Raw genomic sequence first — 19,195 nt, forward strand, 5'->3', positions numbered from 1 at the left:
CTAAATGGCCGCTATCGGATAACGATCTTCAAATAGTTTCACTAAATCGAATTAAACTGCCCAGCGAAGAACAATGCTTAGGCCCGGTAATGGAAAGAGCTCCTGCAGCCATTTGGCTTCTGAGACAGCTGTTTTTTTATGGTGAAGACTATGCGGTATGATCTTGGCAGCGCTAGCTGAGCACAACAACGCCGTAGCCTTCGAGCGTTACGGTGCCGCTTAAATTTTTGCCGGTAAGGAGGTCGGTTTTTGCTTCACGGAGCGTCAATTCTGCAGGCTGCTCGCTGTAGTTGAGCAGGAAGTGCAGCGGTCCGGCTTCGTCCTCGCGTATGGCCAGTTCAACCTCCTTAGGAAGCGTCAGCCAGCCGGCAGCCGGCGATACGAGGCCAAGCCGTTCAATGATTTGCCCGGCCGATGCTTCGTTGAATACGGCGCCGAAGTACCATGCCTCGCCTTCGCCGAACTTGTTCTTCGTTACCGCAGGCTTGCCTGCATAATAATCGGAGGCGTAATGGGCGACCACCTCAGCCGAATCGCTCTCCACGAACAATATATCATTAAATGAATCCGCCCCTGTCAAGGTTTCCTCTCCGCCGCTCCACTTCATGGATGTCGCTGCCCGCGTGCCTTTGACCATCGTAAACTCTTCGACGGAAATGCCGCATAGTCCAGCTGCCGCCCCCGGGAACGGGCGCATGTAGCAGTGGCCGCGCTCATCCTTATAACCAGTCCTGCAGCCGAAAACGACAATGCCGCCCTCGCGCGTATACTGCTCCAGAAGTGCAGCCGTCTCATCGCGCATAATAGCAGGGTGCGGGTAGACGAGCACCTTATAGCGCTTCAAATCTTCGATCGTTGTACTGCTGCGCACATACAGCGTATCGCTTGGAATGTGCCGGCGGTTCAGCGCTTTAAACCATGCCTTGCCGCTTTGCCATGAGAACGGGCCGTGCCACATATCGTATTCGCCGTCCCAATCGTTGTCGTAGTCGCGAAGCAGCGCGATCTCGGCTTTAAACCGGGTACTCGCTATGCGATTGCCCGCTTGCGCAAGCTCCGCTCCGATTTGTCCAGCCTCGCGCACGCGCCGGTTCGGCCTATTATGGTAATCATTAATGCCATGCCAATAAATTTCATTGCCAACCGTCGCTGTCCGCCAGCGGAAGTATAGAACCATATTCGCGCCGTGGGCAATCGATTGGTACGTCCAGAGGCGCATTTGCCCGGGCTTAGGGGAAGGCATGTCCATCTTGTTAACCCAGCCGCCCGGACCTGACTGCTGCTCCATAATGGTGAAGTTAGGCGAGATGGAGCGAACCGTCCCGAGGGTTTGGCTCCAGCCTCTGTCAGCCAGCGGGTTTTCTTCGTTTTTATCGTTAAAAATCGTCGAGAACTGCGGATAGGAATCATAGCTAAAAAAGTCGAGCAGCTCATCATTCATCCGGTGGCTGTCCAAGTGGCCGAACAGACCGTTCGTCGTTACCCAGAGATCAGGCGCGACCTCGCGCAAAATATCTGCCTGCACCTTAGCGTACGAGATGGTGTTTTCCGATATAAACCGCTTCTCGTCCAGCGCTTGATGCGGATTCGGCTGTTTATGCGCCGGCGTCGGACGCGGCAGAAACACCTGCTCCCAGTCCGAATACGTTTGGCTCCAGAAAACGGTACCCCAGGCTTCGTTCAGCTTGTCCAGCGTGCCGTATTTCTCCTGAAGCCATATGCGGAACGCATCATGATCGGCAGGCGCGTAAAACTCGCTGATTTCACAGTTGAATTCATTGTCGATCTGCCAGCCGATAACGGCCGGATGGTTTTTATAATGCTCAGCCATTTGGCGCGTAATAATAGCGGACAGCTCGCGGTATTTTTGGGAGCTGTAGTTATAATGGCGGCGTAAGCCGTGATGCAGCGTCACGCCGTCCTGCGATACATTCAGCACTTCGGGATACTTATGGGTAAGCCAAGCCGGCGGTGTCGCAGTCGGCGTGCCGACGATGACCTTCAGTCCCTGCTCATGGGCAAGGTCAAGCGCACGGTCGAACAGGTCAAACGAAAAGACGCCCTCCTCCGGCTCGAAAATCGACCAGGCAAACTCGGCTACGCGAACGACTGACAACCCAAGCTCGCGCATACGGCGGAAATCATCCTCCCACAAGGATTCCGGCCAATGCTCGGGGTAATAGCAGACGCCCAGGCGAAATTCTTTTAACGCGTCGGTCTGTTTCATTTCAGTTTCCTCCTAGTGAGTGAAATCTTAATAATGCGAATATATTGCGAATCATTGCTTTCCTTACTCATTGTAAAATCAATTATATATACCGTAAATGACAATATCCTGCGATTTATGATACAATATTGCGAACTTGATGAAGGAGGCTGGAAGCGATGATCAGGCACTATATCGTACCGAATCCGTCTTTTTCCCAGTACGTCTGCTACCCTGATTTATTCGGCCGGTACAATGCCTTTCCGCAGCATGCCGAACGAAGAGAACAGGGACAGCTTAAGCATTATAATTTGCATCTTATTTTCGAGGGAAGCGGCTATGTCATAGGAAGCGGAGGGGAGCGGCTGGAGCTGCGGGCTGGCGACGGCTTTCTGTTTCCGAAGCATGCCTTTCAGCAGTACGGTTCGAGCGCGGAGGATCCGTGGGACGTGCGGTGGATTCATTTCGAGACGCAAATTCCGCTGCCTATGCTGAGAGAGGCCGATGATTCCGGAGGCTGGCTGTTTACGTTTTCCAACCGCGAGCGGTTCAGGGAGCTGACGGAGGATATGTACGCGCTTTGCAGCCCTTTCGAGACCAGCAATGAGCCGCGCATATCTGCGCTGTTATATGAAATATTAGTGGAGCTGGTGCAGCATTCGGAGCGGCTGGAGGGTTCTTCCGCACTGGAGAAGCAGAATGCGATACGGTCGGCTGCCGATCAAATCCGGCACAGATGCGAGGAGCCGTGGAGCTTGGAGCGGATGGCGGCGCTGGCGGGCTACAGCCCTTATCATTTTCTGAGATTGTTTCAGCAGGTGATGGGGAAGACGCCGAATCACTATGTCACGGAATGCCGCATCGATGCGGCGAAGCTGCTGCTTGCGACAACAGCTTTGTCCGTGACAGAGGTTGCGGTGCGGTGCGGGTTCGCACAGGCGAGTTATTTTATACGTGTATTCCGCTTAGCAGAGGGTGTATCACCGAAAATGTACCGGACCATCTACGGACAAGGGGTGCCGCTTCATTAATCGGCTTTTACGGTCAGGTGAATGGCGATGCCGGCAGGGTCGTGTACGACAAACGCGCTTCCAAGCGCCTGGACGTTAACAGCTTCGCTCCGCAGATGGTCAAGCAAAGCATCGCGTGAAGCGGATGTTGGAAAAACGATTGTGAAATACGACAATCCTACCGTATTTGCCGGCGGAAGCGCAGCGCCAACGCCAGCCCATATGTTCAAACCGAGATGGTGGTGGTATCCGCCTGCCGAGATGAACAAAGCAGACATTTGCTGCGCATAATCCCCTACAACATCGAAGCCGAGCTTGCCTTCGTAGAAGGCTCTAGATATTCGCAGATCGCCAACATGCAGATGCACATGACCGATGACCGTGCCCTGCGGCAGGCCGCTCCATTCCACACCCTCGCTCTCGGCAAGCAGGCTTTCCCAAGCGATTGGATCGGATGCCATCACATAGTTGCCGCCTGCATCGCGCTTCCACTCTTCGCGCGGACGGTCCGCGTAAATTTCGATGCCGTTATTGTCCGGATCGGCAATGTAAAGCGCCTCGCTCACGAGGTGATCCGCCTGCCCGATATGGATGCCCGATTGTATCAGATTGCGAAGTGCAAGCGACAGCGAACGGCGATCCGGCAGCAATATCGCAAAATGGTACAATCCGGCATAGGATCTTCTTTGGGGCACGACCGCATCCGGCACTTCCTCCAGCACAAGCAGTGTATGCTGCCCATCGGCAGTGAAAGAAACGACGCCATTATCCGCATCATGCTGCAGAACCTTTAACCCGACTACCTCCTCATAAAATCGAATCGACCGCCCCAGCTGGCTAACCTTCAGCTTTACTTCGCCCAGCGAAATATGTTTATCCAAAAATGTCGGCATAGTAAGACCTCCTAAATTGAATTGTGAAGCCATACAGAAAAAAACGTATTCCGTGCCGTCTTTGTAGCATGTTCAATACTGGAAGACGCCACGCATGTTACGCTTATTTTAATGTATGCAAACATAAAAATAAAGTTAATTATTAAAAGTAAGCAATAGACACTGAGGCATTCTGCAAAAAAAAGCCGTCCGTGCTTGCTTAAGCGATCGGGCGGCTTTGTTCGATTAGGCTTCGATACCCGGCTGATTTGGAGAAGCGGGCTGTTTTTTCTTTGCCGGGAGCGGGCCGAACAGCAGCCAGTGCCATTTAAAAGGCGCGCACAGCGATACGAGCAGCCACGGGATAAGCAGCGCTGCAAAGAAGCCGCATGCCGCCCAGACGTGGTACAGGAGCGGATAAGAACTCACATCTATTTTTCGGTATAGAAACAAGATGATCGGGTGAATCAAGTAGATGCCGAAGGAGGTAGCTCCGATATGTAAGAGCGCTCTGACCGCCGTTTTGTTCCACGCCGCATATACCCAGCAGGAAAGCTGGATCAGTACGATTCCCGCGGTTACGCAGCGAACCTCGTCCACAAGCTCGAGCAGCTTCGTATTAATAACGGATATATTATACAGGCGATTCTCGTAATAAAAATAAACCACAACGGCACTCGATGATAGGAATAACGCCCAAAGCGCAATCGAGGCTGCGATTTTTTGAGGCGATGCGTTTTTTTTAGTCAGATTGATCCAACCGGCCAGCTTCAAGTAATAAATGCCGATAAACGCCCCCGCCGCAAAATAAAACATATAGGTAAACGAATAGCTGCCGCGATTGATGAGATGAAACAAGTCGGCCAGCTTATAAACAAACAGCCACTGCACCAGCAGTCCTATCCAGACAATATGCCTGCTGAGCGCCGGAAACCGTTTGACGGCATACAGCATGAACGGCGCGAGCACATAAAATTGAATGATAATGACGACAAAATAGAGATGCGTATAGGTTTTGCCGATGACAAGCATTTTGAGAAATTTAGCCGTCGTAAAGTAGCCGATAAACGTCTGCACGTCGGTAAAGCCGAACTGTATCAGCCTCGTAAGGCCAAAATAAAGGAACGAAAATAGAAGAAACGGGATAATAATTTTGGACATTCTTTTTTTGTAAAATTGTCCGATCGTTTTTGTTGTGAAAGGCTTGTCGTAGTAGTTATAAAAAAGCACGAATCCGCTTAAAAAAATGAAAACGGGAACCGCGAATTTTGTAACTGTGTTTAAAAGGAGGTACAGCGGATACAGCGTAGCCTGGTGATCGTAGTTTGCTACGACCGACGATGTAGCGTGAATCATGATGACCGCCATAATGCCGAATGCTCTGACGATGTCCAGCTCGGGCAAATGCGGTCTTTTTGCAGCGTGTGCCATTAAAATCCCCTTGTTTTGTATAGGATGCTCGCGGTATGTCCGGCAGCGGAGCCGCCGCTATCGTAATTATAAGGTTTGTTCCAATTTCAGCCAATACTTTTATTTTTGCTGGCTTATTGCGGCGCAGGCACACCCCATTTGTTACAGACAAAACGGGTTCGGCTTGTTATGATAGGTTCTATTATGTTTATCGTCCGGACAGGATGGATCAAGGAAAGGGGACTTTATGCTCTCATGTGGCTGACTTATTCCGTGTTCGCCGCCATTTGCTTTGGCTTGCGGGGCATTCTGTATCATTGGACGAGCCAGAAGCCGCTCAACCGTAATTTATTGCTCTGCGGCACGTTTAGTATGGGGGCGATCGTGAACGGCATTTGTGCGATTGCCTTCTCGTCGAGCTGGACGATTCCGGCGCTGATCGGGATACAAATGGGATTGTTCTCATTCGGAGCGAATGCGAGCATGTTCAAAGGCTTTGCGGTCGGCAAGGCGTCGCTGGTGGCGATCTTGACGGCGCTGCCGTCGGTTGTTGTGGTTATTGTTGCATTTGGTCTATGGCGCGAGAAGCTTCATGCGATGCAGCTCATCGCATTCGTCGTTATTATAGGCGGCGTGCTGCTGGTTCGTATGTCTAATGACATCTCGCTTCGGAATTTGCAGGGAGCGCAGTGGGGGCTGCTGGCGATGCTGCTGTTTGCGGCAAATGATTTGTCGGGCAAGTGGTCGACCATGATGGAGGCGGATCTTTTCCCTACGATGTTTTTTATGTTTGTGACGGGAGCGGCCTGCTTCGGAATATGGTGGCTGCGTGATTGGCAAAGCGAGCGGGGCAAGCAGGCGCGCGCGCTTCTAAGCGAAAGCGCTGCTGGCCGCGAGGTGCGTGTGTCGCAGCATGCTGCTAACCGATACGCGGCGCCAAATACATCGGTGTGGAGCGATAAACGAACGTATCTCGTCGGTCTGGCCGTCGGCACGACAAACGCGGCAGGCATGATGCTGATTATAACGGCCTTCGACCTGGGCAAAGCCGGCCTCGTATCCGCAGTCACCGCGCTCAACGTACTGATCGTGCTCCTCTACACGCGCTTTGTCGTAAAGGAAAAGTTCACGAAGGCGGAGATTACCGGCATCTCACTCGCGTTCGCCGGCATACTGCTCATGCGGCTGTTTGGGGCGTAGCGGACGATGCCGAGGCGTAATGGACGATTATGAGTCGTAATGGAGCGATCTCAGATGCGATATGGCTTCAGAGCTCTTTTTCATTACCAGACCTAAGTACATCGTTCACCGTCCGGCAGTTTAATTCGAGTTTATGAAACTATTTGAAAACCGATATTCGAAAATGGCGATTTAGTTTGATTTTGCCTAATTAAACAGCGTATTGGGAGAGCAGCTTCTAAAAATGGCCCGATTACGTTCGCAAAATAGAACTATTCCGCCGTAATCCAACACCTAGCGCGATTTAGTTTTGTGAAATGAAACTAATACCCCAGTAGCAAAATTTAGTTTTGTGAAATGAAACTAATACCCCAGTAGCAAAATTTAGTTTTATGAGATTGAACTAACAAACCTAATTTAATCTCTCTTAAATATTCGAATTGGCATCGTTCATCGTCAGGCAGTTAATTCGATTTTATCAAACTAATTGTAGGTCGTTATCTGTTAGAGGCCATTTAGTTTGATATTGCCTAATTAAACAGCGTATTGGGAGAGCAGCTTCTAAAAATGGCCCGATTACGTTCGCAAAATAGTGCTAATCCGCCGTAATCCCACACCGGCCGCGATTTAGTTTTGTGAAATGAAATTAAATTACTTTTTACCTAATCGAATCGGCCGCATACACCCGCTAGCATAGATCCAAAAAACAAATAAGGGCTGTCTCTCAGGTTTTTAGACCTCTTGAGACAGCCACACTTGTATTATGAGGTCACCAGAGATTACAGGTTGGCCTTTTTTTGCTGCGTCGGCACCGCTTTCTATCATGTCAGTTCTTACTGTTGACCAGGGCGAATACGGACGACGCCTACTTCAGTTGCGTTAATGGCGAATGCATTGCCGCCTTGGTTGATCGTTGCGTTAGCGCCTTGTTTTACGTTGACGAATGTTTTGCCGTTGTCCTTTTTGACCGAGTTGCCTTGTTTGGAATGTTTACGTGACATTTCCTCACCCCCTTTCATGCGTACTGCACAACAAGGTTACAGGTAGAGGGAAAGCTAGCTAGCCCCGCTTGGTTTTTTTGAATATTTGCACGGTAGCTGCGTTGCTTGCCAGCACGTTGCCATGCACGGCGCTTGCTTCGGAAGATTGAAAGATATTAATGATGAGATATTTGTTTTTTCCTACGCGATACTTAAAGGTTTTGACGCTTGAACGAACCATGGGTGTACCTCCCCTACCAGCAAAATTGTCTTTGCTAGATAATATATGAGAGAAACAGACAGGCTGTATCCGCTAATAATAACCGTCAAACCTATCAGTTATTCGCTCTTTTTGTAATGCGAGGGAGTCATGCCGGTTAGTTTCTTGAACATACGGTGGAAATGCGGAAGACTTTCGAAGCCGCATCGCTCGGCAATGTCGGCGATATTGGCATCACTCTCTACAAGCAGCTCCTTGGCGCGAATAATCCGTTTGGTCGTCACGTATTCCGTGACGTTCATGCCGGTTAGCTTCTTGAAGACGCGGGAGAAGTGGGCAGGGGTAACAGATGCGCGCTTAGCAAGCTGCGACAGGCCGAGGGGGCCGGCCGGATTCTCGTCAATATAGGTCAGAATAGCAACCATCCAGCTCGGAGCCGATGACGATACCGCTTGGCCTTCTTCCGGCGGGTTAAGGGTGCGGCCAAGGAGCAGCAAAATGTGCTGCAGATGAAGAAGGACGGCCTGGCGGTAGCCCGGCAGCTTGTCCGTTTCCTCCGCATGAATGCGGTCAATCAAAGCGATGATTTGCTGTTTATCGGCCGCCGCCGCCGCCGGCAGCTTGTACGCTTTGCGGCGTTTGGCCTGCTCAAAGCAGCGTAAATAAGAGAATGAATCGCCAAGCGGCGGGTTATGAACGAGCGAAGCGTTAAAGAAAAGCGCAGTCGATGTCTTCGGATCATCCGGGTCAGGGAAGGAGCGGTGAATGGTGTTGCCGGGAATCATGAATACGTCGCCGGGGACGGCATCATAAAATGTCTGATCGATAAAAAAAGTGCCTTTGCCGCTATAGATGTAGACCATTTCATACCAATCGTGAAAATGGTCGGGCAGCTCGTTCTGCGCGGTTTTCGTATCCCGGTAGACGCATTCGAATGGAAACGGGGTCAGGGCATCAAACCTTTTGCGATACGGATTCACAGGCTTCACCTCAGTCGGATGGATTGTCGTCCTGATTGTAACAAATATCAAAAAAGAGTACAAATATGCGATAATTGATTATTTCAGACATCGATATTGTTTTTTATAATAAAGGGGAACTGCAATCTGCTAGAAAAGAGGCGGAAGAGATGAGATTGGATGCGCATCAGCATTATTGGAGCATAGAGCGTGGGGACTACGGCTGGATAACGCCGGATATTCCAGTGCTGTACCGCGATTTTTTGCCGGAGCATTTGGAGCCTCATTTAAATAAACATAAGCTGGATGGATCGATCGTTGTACAGGCGGCGGCGACGCTTGCTGAAACCGATTATTTGCTGGCATTAAGCGAAACCGCTGATTCAATTGCAGGCGTTGTCGCTTGGCTTGATCTTGCAGACCCTGACTATCGCATGCATTATGAACGTTTTGCGCAGCATCCGAAGTTTGCAGGGTTCCGCATTATGATACAGGAAATGCCTGACGCGAACGCGATACTTGCCCCCGGCTTTGTGGAAGCGCTCACTTTTTTTGCGGAGAAGGGCGTTCCCGTCGATTTGCTGGTTGTGTCGCATCAGCTGGAGCCTTTGATCAGGCTGCTGGATGAAGTGCCGGGCCTGCATGCGGTCATTGACCATATCGCCAAGCCGCGCATTAAGGACGGGGCGCTTGAGCCTTGGAAAAGTCAAATGAGCCAAATCGCCGCCCATCCTAATCTATATTGCAAGCTTTCGGGCATGGTGACAGAGGCAGATCACAATAGCTGGAAACCAGCGGATTTCAAGGTATATATCGAGCATGTGCTGGACGTTTTCGGAAGCGGGCGGGTTATGTTCGGCAGCGATTGGCCGGTCAGCTTGCTTGCGGCAAGCTATGACGACGTTGTGGATGTGCTTGAGCAGGCTCTACCGGAAACTTGGACGGATTCGGAGCGGGAGCGGCTGTTCGGACTGAACGCAAAGGAGTTTTACCGCATATGACAACATTAAATCACCGCCAATTGAATGAAGAGCAGACAAGCCTATACGAGGAGATGAAGCAGGCCAAAATTACGGTGCTGCAGATCGGCGAAGGCAATTTCCTGCGCGGCTTTTTTGACTGGATGCTTCATGAATGCCGGAAGCAAGGGTTATACGAGGGCAGCGTCGCGGTAACACAGCCGCGCCCCGGCGGCAAGCCGAAAATCGATGCGCTGGCAAGTCAGGACGGACTATACACGTTGGTCGTACGCGGCTTGGAAAACGGGGAACGCGTCGAGCGGACGGAAGTGATTTCAGTGTTCGGCAGCGTGTTTGACCCTTACTCCGACTGGGGAAATTTTCTTGCTTTAGCTGAACATGAGGATCTTCAGGTCGTCGTATCCAATACGACGGAAGCGGGACTCGTTTACCGGCCGGAGGAGCTTGTGGAAGGGCAGCCGATTCAGTCGTTTCCCGGCAAGCTGACAGCGCTGCTTTACCGCAGGTTTAATCATTTCAACGGCGATCCGGAGCGGGGCTTAGTGTGCTTGCCTTGCGAGCTGCTGGAGCGTAACGGCGACGAGCTTCGGAGCTGTGTCCTGCGCTATAGCGATGATTGGGGTTATCCGGAGGCATTCAAGCATTGGGTCGCCCGGCATAACCGCTTTCTAAACTCGCTTGTGGATCGTATTGTAACGGGCTATCCGGACGAGGCGCAGGCTGAGGCATGGTTTAGCGAATGGGGCTATTCCGATCCGATGCTGAGCACAGCGGAACCTTATCATCTATGGGCAATTGAGGCGGAGCCGGAGCTCGAGAAGCTGCTGCCGCTGCGCAGGGCGGGGCTGAATGTGCACTGGGTGGCGGATTTGAAGCCTTACCAGCTCAGAAAGGTGCGCATTTTGAACGGGGCGCATACGCTCATGACACCGCTTGGCTTGCTGCACGACGTCGAGCAGGTGCGGGAGGCGATGAAGCATCCGGCGCTTGGACCGCTTTTGCGGGCTGCGGTGGAGACGGAAATTATCCCAACGCTTTCGATTGCAGAGGACGAGCTTCAGGCTTACGTGGGGGAAGTATACGAGCGGTTTTTGAATCCGTTCATCCGTCACAGGCTCGCCGACATTGCGATGAACAGCCTCAGCAAATTTAAGACGCGGCTGCTGCCTTCCTTACTTCATTATGCGGCTGGCGGCAGAGCGGTGCCAAGCGGGCTTGCGCAAGGATTTGCGGGCTTGCTGCGGTATTACAAGGTGAAGCGGACGGAAGCGGGCTTTGAAGGGAAGACGCTGAGCGGCGCTCTCTATACGGTACGGGACGATGCAGCCATGCTGGAGACGATTGCGGCGGTATGGTCGGTGGCGGAAGAGAAACAGTGGTCTCTGGAGCAGACGACTGTAAAGCTGCTAAGTCTGGAGAGCGTCTGGGGCCGCGATTTGGCGGCTGAATGGCCGGATTTAGCAGCTGAGGTAAGCGCGAAAATAGCGGAAATGGAGCGGTATGCCAATGAATAGCTGGGTCAGGTTGCATGAGAACGATCATGTTGTAATCGCGCTGCAGTCTTTTGCCAAAGGAGATAAGCTGCCGCTTGAGGGGGGACATGCGCTTTCACTGCTGGATGAGGTGCCGAAGGGGCATAAGGTGCTTACGCGCGCTGTCCGTAAGGGCCAGCATGTGCTGAAGTTTGGTTATTCCATCGGTGTGGCGAAGGAAGACATCGAGCCCGGCAGCTGGGTGCATACGCATAACATGGGAACCGGCTTGAAGGGCTTTCTGGATTATGGTTATGAGCCTGCCGCGCAGGAGCATGTCAAGGCGCAGTCGCCGGATGCGGGCCGTACTTTCCAAGGCTATATTCGCGAAAATGGCGAGGTCGGCATCCGCAACGAAATTTGGATTATTAACACGGTCGGCTGCATTAACAAAACCTGTGAGATTGTAGCTAGAAAGGCGCATGCGCTCTATGAAGGCCGCGTGGATGGCGTGTTTCACTTTGCGCATCCGTTCGGCTGCTCGCAGCTTGGCGATGACCTTGTGCATACGCAGAAGCTGCTTGCCTCGCTCGTGAACCATCCGAATGCGGCAGGCGTGCTTGTCATCGGCCTTGGCTGCGAGAATAATCAGATCGATGCGTTCAGGCGGGCGATCGGAGAGCGTAGCCCGGAGCGGGTGAGGTTTCTGAAGTCGCAGGAGGCGGAGGACGAGATCGAGGAGGCGCTGGAACTCGTTGAAGAGCTTGTCGGCTATGCCGGGCGTTTCAAGCGCGAGCCGGTGCCGGTGTCGAAGCTGAAGCTGGGTCTGAAATGCGGCGGCTCGGACGGCTTGTCGGGCATAACGGCGAATCCGCTCGTAGGCGCCGTATCCGACCGCTTGATCGAGGCGGGCGGAACGGCGATTTTGACCGAGGTGCCGGAGATGTTCGGCGCGGAGACGATTCTGATGAACCGTGCCGCCGACGAGAAGGTTTTCGGTAAAATCGTGCATTTGATTAATGATTTCAAGCAATATTTTATAAAGCATAATCAAGAGATTTATGAGAACCCGTCTCCCGGCAATAAAGCAGGCGGTATCAGCACGCTGGAAGAGAAATCGCTCGGCTGCACGCAGAAGGGCGGCCATGCGATCGTGCAGGATGTTGTGCCTTACGGGGAGCGCATTACGAGCAGCGGGCTTAATCTGCTGGAGGCGCCGGGCAATGATCTCGTATCGGTAACGGCGTTGTCCGCGGGAGGCGCCCATATCGTGCTGTTCACGACGGGCAGAGGAACGCCTTTCGGCGGACCGGTTCCGACGGTGAAGATCGCGACGAACAGCGAGCTGGCCGGACGCAAAAAAAATTGGATCGATTTCAATGCCGGACAGCTGCTTGAGGACAAGAGTATGGAGGCGCTGACTGATGAACTATGGGAGCAGCTGATCAGCCTTGCTTCTGGCGAAACGCAGACGAACAATGAGCGCAACGGCTTTAAGGAAATCGCGATTTTCAAAGACGGCGTTATTTTATAGGGCTATGCGCGCGGGGGCGTGCAAAGATTTTTTAAGGAGTGGATAACGGTGCAATATCGCAAGCTTGGTAAGACTGGATTGGATGTGTCGGCGCTCAGCTTTGGCGCATCGTCGTTAGGGTCTGTGTTCAGGGAGACGGATGATGCGGAAAGCGTGCGCACGGTGCATACGGCAGTGGATATGGGCATTAATCTGATCGACGTTTCGCCGTATTACGGCTTAACGAAGGCGGAAACGGTGCTGGGCAAGGCGATCGCGGAGATCGCGAGAGACCGGTTTATTTTGACCACGAAGGCCGGGCGTTACGGAGCAGACCAATTCGATTTCTCCGAGAAGCGCATCATCAGCAGCGTGGAAGAGAGTCTGTTGAGGCTGCAGACGGACTACATCGACATTTTGTTTTTACATGATATTGAGTTTGTGGCATTCGAGCAGGTTGCAGAGGGCGCATTTCTTGCTCTCGATAAGCTAAAGCAGCAAGGCAAAATCCGTTTCTCGGGCGTATCGGGCCTTCCGCTCACCGTGTTCGAGAAATCGCTTGCTCATACGGAGCTTGACGCCGTGCTCTCTTATTGCCACTACTCGCTGAATGATACGTCCTTGCTGGACATTTTACCTTTGCTCGAGCAGAGGGAGGTCGGCTTGATCAGCGCATCTCCGCTATCGATGGGGTTGCTGGGAAACCGTCCGCTGGCAGACTGGCATCCCGCTGGCGCAGACATTCGAGCCGCTTGCAGGAAAGCGGCCGAACACTGCGCGGCCAAAGGGGAAGACATCGCCAAGCTGGCGGTGCAGTTCGCTACGGCAAACGAGCGGATTCCAACGACGCTGGTGAGTACGGCTAATCCGGATAACATTCGCAAAAATATCGAATGGACGGACGAGCCGCTTGACGAAGAGCTGCTGCTGGAGGTTCTGGCGATACTTGCTCCGGTTCACAACCGGAGCTGGGAAAGCGGCAGAGAAGAATACAATACGCACGTCAATGTATAAAGGGAGAGCTGCATAGTGAGAGCAATCGTATGTGAACAAATCGATCAGCTTAGGCTTGTGGAGCAGGAGGAGCCGGTTTTACAGCCGGGAACAGCGGTCGTTCGTATTCGGAGAATCGGCATATGCGGCACCGATCTGCATGCTTATAAGGGGAATCAGCCCTTCTTCTCTTATCCGCGCGTGCTTGGTCATGAGCTGGCAGGAATTGTAGAGCAGATTGATGATCCGCAAGGCCGGATCAAGGCAGGCGATCAGGTGAGTGTCATTCCATATATGCACTGCGGGATATGCATTGCATGCCGCAACGGGAAAACGAATTGCTGTACAGATATGAAGGTGCTCGGCGTTCATATCGACGGAGGCATGCGGGAACAGCTGACCGTGCCTGTTACGCATTTGCTCGTGACAAATGAGCTGACGCTCGATCAGGCGGCGGTGCTGGAGCCGCTCGGAATCGGAGCGCATGCAGTTCGCCGCTCCGGTCTTGGGGCCGGAGAAACGGCGCTCGTCATTGGCTCGGGGCCGATCGGGCTTGGTGTCATGGCTTTCGCGAAGCATCGCGGAGCGCGCGTTATCGCGATGGACATTCAGGAGGAGCGGCTAGCGTTCTGCAGGCAGTGGGCGAAGGTCGACGAGACAGTAAATGCGCTGCAGGGCGCTAAGGAGCGGCTGGCCGAATTAACGGACGGGGAATATCCGACGGTCGTATTTGACGCTACCGGCAACGCAAGGTCGATGACCGATGCGTTCGGCCTCGTCGCGCATGGCGGCAGGCTTGTCTACGTCGGCCTCGTTAAGGCGGATCTTTCCTTCAACGATCCGGAGTTTCACAAGCGGGAAATGACGTTAATGGGCAGTCGAAACGCGACGATTGAGGATTTCGCCGCTGTTTTGGAAGCTGTACAAAGCGGCGGCATCGATGTGTCCAGCTTCATTACGCATCGTGTGCCGTTTGCGGAAATGATCGACCATTTCGATAGCTGGCTGAAGCCGGAATCGAAGGTTATTAAAGCGATGGTGGAATTATAGACGGGGTCATCTGAACTATTATAGAAAGTCCGGCAAAAGGCATTTCAACCTTTAGCCGGGCTTTCTATGCGTTGATTCGCCTATCCGCTTAGCAGCGGAATGGTCAAGAACTTTTATATTCAATTACTACGTTGACAAAAGATTTGGCCGGAATTATGATTGGAAACCTAACTGCCAAAAATTAGGCTGTGCAAAGAGCGTTAAATAAGAAGAACAAGGGGGGAATGAAGATGGACATAACAGAGGAGCGGGCGGAAGATGGCAGGGAGACGCCAAAGGCGAAGGATCGATCCCGGAAGCAGGCGGACAAAGCGAAGCAGAAGCTTGAGCTTGACGAATCGAAGCGCTCCTATGTGTGGGCGCTTAAGTTTTTGCTGCCCTATAAGAAGCAAATAGCGGCACTTGCGGCTTGCGGCACAATAGCGGTAGCCGGGGAGACGTTAACGCCCAAAATGATCCAATATGTTATCGATCATATCGTGGTCAACAAGGATACGTCCCTTTTTATCGTTATTTTAGCAGCGCTTACAATCATCAATTTGCTGATGCTCATCGCCAAAAACTATCGCAACCTGCTGCAGCGGACGATAGGAGAGCTCGCCTCGCGCGATATGCAAACCGCAATCTTCAAGCATTTGCGCAAGCTTGGCTTCGCTCACTACGAACGGCATCCGGCGGGGGAAACGCTGTCGATGTTCAACTCCGAGGTCGCATCCGTTCAGAAAATATACCGCAACGTCCTGCCGAGCGTCATCGATAACTTGCTTTTCATTTCGGTAGCGATCGTCCTGCTTCTTAGCATTAGCGGCTGGCTATGTCTGATTATGCTGCCGACTTTCGCGCTTTATTATTTATTCGGGCCGTACTTTGAACGGAAAGCGGCGCTCTACGGACGGCAGTCCGGGCAGTCGCGCATTGATTATAACCAAGCGGTCTACGAAAGCATTTCCGGCTTACGTGAATTCCGCGCCTTTGGCTCGCAGCCCTGGTACCATGAGCGAACGCTCGGAAAGCATAAAAACTGGTCGCATTATTATTTGCTTAGCGCAACCTACAGCTTCGGGAGAGGAAGCTTTCGGCGCTTTACGTTTTATTTGGGGGCGATTGCCCTGTTTATAACCGGTTACTACTCCTTGCAAAATAATTGGATTACGCTCGGGGGCTTTATCGCTTTCACCCTATTGTACATGACGACGATGTTCCGGCTCACCTTGCTCGTCACCCAGCTAACCGAGCAAAAGCTCATCATCCATCAGACGATTCCGCTGTTTCGGTTCATGCACAAGCCTGTTGAAATCGATGACCCGGAGGATCCGGTAGCTCTTGATGCAGTGCGCGGCGGACTAGTCTTCGAGGACGTTCACTTTCAATATCCCGGGCAGCCACCCGTTATTAACGGCTTCTCGCTCACCATTAAGCCCGGCGAGAAGGTCGCATTTGTGGGAGCCAGCGGCAACGGCAAAACAACGATGTTCAAAATGATCGGACGCTTTTACGATCCGACCTCCGGCAGCATTAAGCTCGATGGCGTACCCATTCAGCAGATGACGCTGGAGCGGCTGCGGGAGTCGATCGGCTATGTGTTCCAAGAGACCTATTTGTTCGGCTCTTCGGTCAAAGAAAACATTCGCTTCGGCAAGCCGGAGGCTAGCGACGAAGAGGTAGTCGCAGCTGCGAAAGCGGCTTACGCGCATGATTTCATCATGCAATTGCCGGAGGGCTACGACACGCTCGTCGGCGAGCGGGGGATGAAGCTGTCCGGCGGACAGAAGCAGCGCATATCGATAGCGCGGATGTTCGTGAAGCAGCCGGCTGTTATTTTGCTCGATGAGGCAACCTCTTCGCTCGACAATGTGAGTGAGTACGAGGTGCAGCGCGCGCTTGACGAGGTGCTTGTGAACCGGACGACGATCGCGATCGCGCACCGGCTGTCAACGGTGAAGCAATTTGACCAAATCGTAGTCATTCATGAAGGCTGCGTCGCGGAAGCGGGAAGCTATGAGGAGCTTATGGCCCGCAAGGGGCTGTTATATGAGCTGGAAATCGGCCAACCGGAAACGGCGGAGGGGAGAGTGGCGCATGAAGTATCTTAAAATCTTTTGGTCGAATTCGATCATGCTGAAGGGCACTTATTTGATTGTACTGCTCTATCTTGCGCTGGAGTCGGTGTCCAACTACACGCTCGTTTATGTGCAAAAAATATTGATCGATGACGTGTTCAGCAAAGGGAAGTATGAGCTGCTGCCGGTCGTAGTCGGCGTATTCGCGCTTGCGGGCGTTGTCTATTCACTCATGTTTACGATGACGAGCCGCAGCCTTGTCCGCAATGAATTTGCAGTCAGCCGCTCCTTGCTCACCCGCATGCTGAAGCGGATCGAAGGCATTCCGGTTGAGCGGTTTCAAAATGAGCGTACCGGCAAATACGTATATACGTTCACGCAGGATCTGTTCATCTCGGCGAGCGTGATGGGCTGGCAAATTCCGCGCGGCATCCAGGAGACGCTGAACCTGTGCATCCTGATGACGATCATCGGCTTCGCAAGTCCAATTTTGCTGCTCATGATCGTGGGTCTTTGCATTATTTATGTGCTGATCGGATACTACTTCACGCCTAAGCTGAAGGCGCAGGCAAGGCAGGTGGCCGAGAAGCGCACCGCTTTGCTCATCCAAATCGAGGAAGGCGTCGCGTCTACGCGCGAGGTTGTCGCGTATCACCGGTTGAAATGGGAAGAGAAGCTGTACAACAAGATGTTCGCGGAATATTTTGAACAGGTGATGAATGAGGGCAGGCTCGTTAACCGGCAAATCCGCTATAGCGATCCGATGAAATGGGGCATAGGCATTCTGGTGCTGGGCTACTGCGGCATGCAGCTTATCCATGAGCAAATGTCGATCGGAACGTTCGTTATTATATTTCAGTTTTCTACGCAGTTGTCTGATTCGTTTTATAATTTATTTCAATTTATAATGGGCATGTCGTCGCAGCTGGCGAATGTGGACAGGGTACAGCGGGTTTTGGAGCTGGAGCAGCATGACGCGGGCACGCAGACAATGGAAGAAAGAATCGAGCGCTTAACGTTCAACTGTGCGAGCTTCCGCTATTCGCCGGAGCTTCCGGAGGTCATTCGCGGCTTTACGGCAGACCTGCCGATTGGCCGGAAGATTGCATTCGTAGGGACGAGCGGCGGCGGCAAGTCGACAATCGCCCAACTGCTGGTCCGTTTCTATGATACGACGCTCGGGACGATTAAGCTGAACGGCATTCATGCGCAGGAGTATAACCGCGAGCAGTGGGCGAATAGGGTATCGATCGTTTTTCAAGATCCTTATATGTTCTCGGATACGATACGCGAAAATTTAATGCTCGGCAGAGACGGCGTAACGGAAGCCGGCATCGAGGAAGCTTGCCGCATTGCGCAAATCCATGATTTTATCGTGGCGCTGCCGGAGGGATACGATACGAATATCGGTGAGAGAGGGATTAAGCTGTCCGGCGGACAACGCCAGCGCATTGCAATCGCGCGGGCGATCGTCAGCGACCCGGAAATTTTGGTGCTGGATGAAGCGACGTCAGCGCTTGATCTGGAGACGGAGCGCCAGCTGCTGGCCGCGCTGGAGGCAAGAAGGGAAGGGCAGACGACGATTATGATCGCGCATCGCCTTTCCGCGATCGAGAATGCCGACATGATATTCGTTATGGACCAGGGAGCATTAGCGGAAACCGGCACGCATGAAGAGCTGCTTGCCGGCGGCAAGGTGTATCAGCAGCTGCTAATGGCGCAGCATTAGGGGTTATTATGTATTACCTTTGGATAGCGGTTCGTTGTCGGTGAGGCGAGCGCTGTCTCAACAGTAGGCATGCTCACTTCTGATACCGCTTGCTTAAAAGAAATAAAAGAGTAGGACGGTGCAGGGGATTGTAACTGCTGCGTCCTATTTCTGTTTTGCCGCCTCCCTCCAAGTTTTTTTAGAAAGCCCCGAAACAGAAAACGTCGAGGGCTTCGATTTTGGAACAGATTCCGATGGAATGGTTCCCGGATGGTGAATTGGTGGTGTGGGGGTCTGCAATAGGTATCGTTTCTAGACTTATTTCCGTGAATAGAGCAAGTTTGATGAGAATAGGTCTAGATTCTAGTTCTATTTTCGATGGAATGGTGCCCGGATGGTCAATTGGTGGTGGGAGGGTCTGCAGTAGGTATAGTTTCTAGACTTATTTCCGTGAATAGAGCAAGTTTGATGAGAATAGGTCTAGATTCTAGATCTATTTTCGACGGAATGGTGCCCGGATGGTCAATTGGCGGGGGAAGCACTGGTAGACTACCTAACGATTGGCCTCAAATGAGCTAAGTAT

Annotated in this window: 15 protein-coding genes; 9 read left to right on the top strand and 6 right to left on the bottom strand. The window is 52.4% G+C overall.

From position 1 onward, the window contains the following. Nucleotides 1-172 precede the first annotated feature (172 nt). Entirely contained in the window at nt 173-2,227 is a 2,055-nt protein-coding gene (locus tag AC0YNZ_RS13740) for a beta-galactosidase (protein WP_475827135.1), read from the bottom strand. A 158-nt stretch (nt 2,228-2,385) separates the two neighbouring features. On the opposite strand from AC0YNZ_RS13740, the gene AC0YNZ_RS13745 reads away from it, so the two are divergent. Beyond that, nucleotides 2,386-3,237 carry a helix-turn-helix transcriptional regulator gene (locus AC0YNZ_RS13745; RefSeq protein ID WP_475827136.1) on the top strand — a complete coding sequence of 284 codons (852 nt, stop codon included), beginning with the start codon at nt 2,386-2,388 and terminating at the stop codon, nt 3,235-3,237. On the opposite strand, the gene AC0YNZ_RS13750 is transcribed toward AC0YNZ_RS13745, so the two are convergent. Next, nucleotides 3,234-4,109: a VOC family protein gene (locus AC0YNZ_RS13750; RefSeq protein ID WP_475827137.1), complete on the bottom strand. Its 876-nt coding sequence runs from the start codon at nt 4,107-4,109 to the stop codon at nt 3,234-3,236. The genes AC0YNZ_RS13745 and AC0YNZ_RS13750 overlap by 4 nt on opposite strands. A gap of 225 nt (nt 4,110-4,334) precedes the next feature. Then, nucleotides 4,335-5,519: an acyltransferase gene (locus AC0YNZ_RS13755; protein WP_475827138.1), complete on the bottom strand. Its 1,185-nt coding sequence runs from the start codon at nt 5,517-5,519 to the stop codon at nt 4,335-4,337. Between the two features lie 138 nt (nt 5,520-5,657). Here AC0YNZ_RS13755 and AC0YNZ_RS13760 point away from each other — a divergent pair, with 138 nt between their 5' ends. Then, a complete protein-coding gene (locus AC0YNZ_RS13760; RefSeq protein ID WP_475827139.1) occupies nt 5,658-6,698 on the top strand; it encodes an EamA family transporter in 1,041 nt (346 codons plus the stop codon). A gap of 812 nt (nt 6,699-7,510) precedes the next feature. Here the strand turns inward: AC0YNZ_RS13760 and AC0YNZ_RS13765 are convergent. The 3 genes from AC0YNZ_RS13765 to AC0YNZ_RS13775 form a co-directional block, all read right to left on the bottom strand. Continuing rightward, nucleotides 7,511-7,678 (bottom strand): hypothetical protein, encoded by a 168-nt coding sequence (locus AC0YNZ_RS13765; RefSeq protein ID WP_475827140.1) that lies wholly within the window; start codon nt 7,676-7,678, stop codon nt 7,511-7,513. 58 nt (nt 7,679-7,736) lie between these two features. Beyond that, nucleotides 7,737-7,898, bottom strand: coding sequence for a hypothetical protein (locus AC0YNZ_RS13770; protein ID WP_475827141.1), 162 nt, complete (start codon nt 7,896-7,898; stop codon nt 7,737-7,739). 98 nt (nt 7,899-7,996) lie between these two features. Beyond that, nucleotides 7,997-8,857 (bottom strand): AraC family transcriptional regulator, encoded by an 861-nt coding sequence (locus AC0YNZ_RS13775; RefSeq protein ID WP_475827142.1) that lies wholly within the window; start codon nt 8,855-8,857, stop codon nt 7,997-7,999. A 149-nt stretch (nt 8,858-9,006) separates the two neighbouring features. Between AC0YNZ_RS13775 and AC0YNZ_RS13780 the strand changes: the two genes are divergently transcribed. The 7 genes from AC0YNZ_RS13780 to AC0YNZ_RS13810 all read left to right on the top strand — a co-directional run bounded on the left by AC0YNZ_RS13780 (nt 9,007) and on the right by AC0YNZ_RS13810 (nt 18,633). Further along, complete coding sequence (locus AC0YNZ_RS13780; RefSeq protein WP_475827143.1) at nt 9,007-9,837, top strand: amidohydrolase family protein; 831 nt, start codon at nt 9,007-9,009, stop codon at nt 9,835-9,837. Continuing rightward, the gene (locus AC0YNZ_RS13785) at nt 9,834-11,330 is read left to right on the top strand and encodes a tagaturonate reductase (protein ID WP_475827144.1); all 1,497 of its coding nucleotides are present in this window, start codon (nt 9,834-9,836) and stop codon (nt 11,328-11,330) included. Before AC0YNZ_RS13780 ends, AC0YNZ_RS13785 begins: the two co-directional genes overlap by 4 nt. After that, the gene (locus AC0YNZ_RS13790) at nt 11,323-12,822 is read left to right on the top strand and encodes a UxaA family hydrolase (RefSeq protein WP_475827145.1); all 1,500 of its coding nucleotides are present in this window, start codon (nt 11,323-11,325) and stop codon (nt 12,820-12,822) included. Before AC0YNZ_RS13785 ends, AC0YNZ_RS13790 begins: the two co-directional genes overlap by 8 nt. 48 nt (nt 12,823-12,870) lie before the next feature. Next, a complete protein-coding gene (locus AC0YNZ_RS13795; protein WP_475827146.1) occupies nt 12,871-13,815 on the top strand; it encodes an aldo/keto reductase in 945 nt (314 codons plus the stop codon). A 15-nt stretch (nt 13,816-13,830) separates the two neighbouring features. Continuing rightward, nucleotides 13,831-14,844, top strand: coding sequence for a zinc-binding alcohol dehydrogenase family protein (locus AC0YNZ_RS13800; RefSeq protein WP_475827147.1), 1,014 nt, complete (start codon nt 13,831-13,833; stop codon nt 14,842-14,844). A gap of 230 nt (nt 14,845-15,074) precedes the next feature. Then, nucleotides 15,075-16,937 (top strand): ABC transporter ATP-binding protein, encoded by a 1,863-nt coding sequence (locus tag AC0YNZ_RS13805; RefSeq protein WP_475827148.1) that lies wholly within the window; start codon nt 15,075-15,077, stop codon nt 16,935-16,937. Then, complete coding sequence (locus AC0YNZ_RS13810; RefSeq protein ID WP_475827149.1) at nt 16,924-18,633, top strand: ABC transporter ATP-binding protein; 1,710 nt, start codon at nt 16,924-16,926, stop codon at nt 18,631-18,633. The genes AC0YNZ_RS13805 and AC0YNZ_RS13810 overlap by 14 nt, the downstream gene beginning before the upstream one ends. Nucleotides 18,634-19,195: the final 562 nt, after the last annotated feature.

Source organism: Paenibacillus sp. J2L1-98, assembly GCF_056269405.1.